The sequence below is a fragment of the Crossiella sp. NPDC003009 genome (assembly GCF_053591555.1).
On the sequence record NZ_JBSFUA010000101.1, the window covers coordinates 1 to 4,363 of the forward strand.

The following is a 4,363-nucleotide window of genomic DNA, read 5'->3' on the forward strand; positions in this document are numbered from 1 at the left end:
TACCTCACCAGGATGGCCACCCGGCCCACCCCCTTCGGCGCGTTCTCCGGTGTCGCGGTCGGGGAGTTCGGGGCGGAGACCACCGCGCGGCTGGGCGTCCCGGCCTTGCGGGACAACCGGATCCGCGCCGACATGGCCTGGCTGCTGACCCTGATCAAGCAGCTGGAGGAGGACCAGGCGCTGCGGCCGCACCTGCGCGTGGTGCTCAACTCCAGCGTGCACCACAGCGGCGACCGCCTCGTGCTGCCCTACGCCGACATCTATGGCCACAACGACAACCGCGCGGTCCGGGTGCGGGCCACCACCGCCGCGCTCGCGGTGACCAGGCTGGCCGCCACCCCGATCCCGTACGGGCAGCTGCTCACCGCGCTGGCCGAGGAGTTCCCCGGCGTCGACCCGGCCAGGGTCGCCGGGCTGGTGGACGAGCTGCGCACGCTGAACTTCCTGACCAGCGACCTGCGCCCGCCGCTGACCGTGGCCCACCCGGAGGCTCACCTGGCCAAGGCACTGGCCGGGATCGAGGCCGCGGCCGGAACCGCCGAGGCGCTGCGCGAGGTCATCGACCTGGCCCACCACGCCGCCACCAGCGAGGACCCCGCCGCGCTGGCCGCGCTGACCGCCGCCCAGCGTGCGCTGACGCCCGAGCACACCGGCCCGACCTACCAGCTGGACGCCACCCTGGACCTGGCCCAGCCCCAGCTCAGCGCCGAGGTCGGGCACGCGGTGGCCGAGGCGGTGGACTGCCTGATGCGCCTGTCCGCCGCGCTGCCGGGGCACAACCACCACCTCGCCCAGTACCGGGACGCCTTCACCGAGCGGTACGGGCTGCTCGCGCTGGTGCCGGTGCTGGAGCTGCTCAGCCCGGAGCACGGCCTGGACGCGCCACCCACCTACACCGAGCCGCCGCGCTCCTATCCGTTGCCGCACAACGTGGGCGAGCCCTGGCAGCAGGACTTCGACCAGGTGCTCACCGAGTTCGCGGTGCAGGCCTGGTGCTCCGGCGAAGCCGAGATCGAGCTGACCGACGAGTGGCTGAACCGCTTCGCCCCACCGGAGGACGCGCCGCCGCTGGCGCTGTACCCGGCGCTGGACGTCTACGCCCAGCTCGCTGCCGACCGGTCGGCGGGACAGTGGCGAGCGGTGCTGCGCGAGGAAGGCCTGGCCTTCGGCGGCCGCACCTCCGGCCGGTTCTTCGACCTGCTCGGCGAGGAGGCGGTGGACCGGCTGCGCGGCTACGCCCGCCGCGAGGAGGAGCTCAGCCCCGAGGTGGTCTACGCCGAGCTGTGCTACCTGCCCAACCACGGCCGGGCGGCCAATGTGGCGCTGCGGCCGCTGCTGCGCGGCTACGAGGTCCCGGTCAACACCGCGCCCTCGGTGCCGCCGGAGCGGGTGATCGACCTGGCCGACCTGTGCGTCGGCGCCACCGAGGACCGCCTGTTCCTGTGGTCCAAGCGGCTGGGCAAGCAGGTGGTGGTCTCGCAGAACCACATGCTCAGCCCGCACGTGGCGCCCAACGTGGCCCGGTTCGTGCTGGAGGTCTCCAACGACGGCTACGCCATGCCCTGCGGCTTCCGCTGGGGACCACTGGACACGATGCCCTTCCTGCCCAGGGTCACCCGCGGCAAGGTCGTGCTGCGCCCGGCTCAATGGCGGCTGACCTCGTTGCCCGGCAAGGACTTCAAGGCCGAGGTCCGCGCCTGGCGGGAGCAGTGGCGGGTGCCCAGGCACGTGTACCTGGTGGAGGCGGACAACCGGCTGCTGCTCGACCTGGACCACCCGGTCTGCCTGGACGAGCTGGCCACCGAGCTCAACCGCGGCCCGGTGACCGTGCACGAGATGCTGCCCGCCTTCGGTCAGCAGTGGCTGCACGACACCGACGGTGCGGCCTACCTGGAGGAGATCGTGGTCCCCCTGCTGGCCCGCAGCAGCGCGGACACCGCGCGCAGCGAGGTCACGCTGTCCGCGCCGGTGGACACCGACGACGCTCCGGCGCGGCTGCACCTGCCCGGCGGTCAGTGGAGCTTCCTCAAGCTGTACACCGGAATGGCCCAGCAAGACGAGATCATCAGCACCAGCCTGCGCGAGCTGGTCGCGACGCTGGGCGAGCAGGGCCTGATCGACCGCTGGTTCTACATCCGTTACCTGGACCCGCGCCCGCACCTGCGACTGCGTTTCCGGGCCGTGCGCCCCGAGGCCGAGCCCGCCCTGCTGTGGCAACTCACGGTGTGGGGCAAGCAGCTCGTCGAGCAGGGCCTCGCCTTCGACACCGCGCTCGCGGGCTACACCCCGGAGATCGAACGCTACGGCGGCCCACTGGTCTACGACACGGTGGAGGAGGTCTTCGCCGCCAACAGCGCGGTCACCGCCGACCTGGTTTCATTGCTGCACAACGACAGTGACCTGCGCCCCGACTTCGCCGCGATCGCCGCGGTGGACACCCTGTACCGGCAGTGGGGCCTCGGGCCGGAGGAACGCATGGAGTTGCTGCCCGGCAGCGGTGGCGCGGACGCCGACCTCGTGCGCGCCGAGTTCCAGCAGCACCGCGCCTATCTCACCGAACTCCTGGTCCCGTGGGACTTCCGCCCGCACGAACAGGGCAGGCGGCACCACGAGCTGATCGCCGAAGTCCTGTCCCCGCAACAAGAGTCGGTCGCCGCGGCGCAGGCGGCGGTGACCGGCGGGCAGCTGTGGGGCACCGAGGCCGGGGTGCTGGGCAGCCTGGCGCACATGCAGGTCAACCGGTTGCTGCCGATCGACCTGCGCCGCGAATCGCACCTCTACGCGCTGTGGCGGCAGGCTCTGCGCGCCATCGGCGGCCGACCCGCACCGGAGGCCACGGCATGAACCCGAACAACCACTGGCTGCGGATCGCCAAGATGCTCTGGGACCTCAGCCCGCTGCGCGTGCTGGCGCTGATCCTGGTCACCGTCGCGGTCTCGGTGGTGCCCGCGATCCAGTTGCAGCTCACCGCCACCGCGGTGCAGACCGTGGCCGAGGCCATCGCCGCGCGAGGCCAGGGCGACTTCGGCCCCGCGGTGCTCGCGGTCGGCCTGCTCATCCTGGCCGTCTCGGTGGCCGCGCACCTGCTCGGGGTGTGGCACGGCTACCTGGACTCGGTGCTGCGCCTGCACCTGTCCACCGCGGTCGGCGAGGAGGTGATGCGCAAGGGCACCAGGATGGAGCTGCAGGACTACGAGGACGCCGACTCCTACGACAAGCTCCAGCGCGCCTTCCAGGAGAGCAGCGGCACCCGGATCCATCAGCTGTTCACCGACACCCTGGCCTTCGCCCGCGAGCTGATCACCATCCTGTCCGTCTCCGCGGTGCTGTTCTCCTGGAACTTCTGGGTCGCGGTGCTCATCCTGATCTCGCCGATCCCGTCCGCGATCGCGCAGATGTGGTACGGCAAGAAGATGTACGAGATCGAGTACGGCCGGGCCGCCGATCGCCGCCGCCTGGTGTACCTCCAGTACCTGACCACCACCGACCACTCCTTCAAGGAGGTCCGGCTCTTCCAGCTCGACGGCCACCTGATCAAGGCCTACCGCGACCAGGTGCAGCGGTTCCTGCGGGTGGACCGCGACATCACCCGCCGCCAGTCCGTCTCGCTCGGCGTCTTCGGCCTGGTGAGCGTGCTGATCTCGGCCGGGGCGCTGGTGTTCGCGATGCTGGCCACCAAGGACACCGGGCAGATCGGCGAGCTGGCCGGGTACCTGCAGGCGATCGGCATCGTGCAGGCATCGGGGCACACCCTGCTGGTCGGCGTGGCCAACCTGTTCGAGAACAAGCTGTTCGTGAGCAACCTGTTCGAGCTGCTCGACCTGCCCGAGCGGCAGATCCGGGGCGGGCAGCGGAAGTTCCCGGAGCGGCTGCGCCAGGGCATCGAGTTCCGCGAGGTCAGCTTCACCTACCCCGGCACCAGCGAACAGGTCCTGGACCGGGTCAGCTTCACCATGCCTGCCGGCAACTGCGTGGCCCTGGTCGGCCAGAACGGCGCGGGCAAGACCACCCTGGTCAAGCTGCTCACCCGGCTCTACGAGCCCACCAGCGGGGAGATCCTGCTCGACGGCGTGCCGATCCAGGAGTTCGACCTGGAAGACCTGCGCCGCAACCTCGGCGTCATCTTCCAGGACTACATCCGCTACGAGCTGCCGGTGCGGGACAACATCGGCTTCGGGCAGATCGAGCACCGCGCCGACACCGACCGGATCCGCCGCGCCGCACAGGCCAGTGGCGCTGACTCCATTGTGGACATCCTGCCGGACGGCTACGACGCCATGCTGGGCCGCCACTTCGAGAACGGCCACCAGCTCTCCGGCGGCCAGTGGCAGAAGGTCGCACTGGCCAGGGCGTTCATGCGGGC

Annotated in this window: 2 protein-coding genes; both read left to right on the forward strand. The window is 71.0% G+C overall.

The features are described 5' to 3' along the window. Positions 1–2,844: lantibiotic dehydratase (locus ACWDY5_RS41385; protein WP_449727591.1), on the forward strand; the 2,844-nt coding region annotated here is incomplete at its 5' end. Continuing rightward, positions 2,841–4,363 (forward strand): ABC transporter ATP-binding protein (locus tag ACWDY5_RS41390; protein WP_449727592.1); only part of this gene is annotated, 1,523 nt, incomplete at its 3' end. The genes ACWDY5_RS41385 and ACWDY5_RS41390, both read left to right, overlap by 4 nt.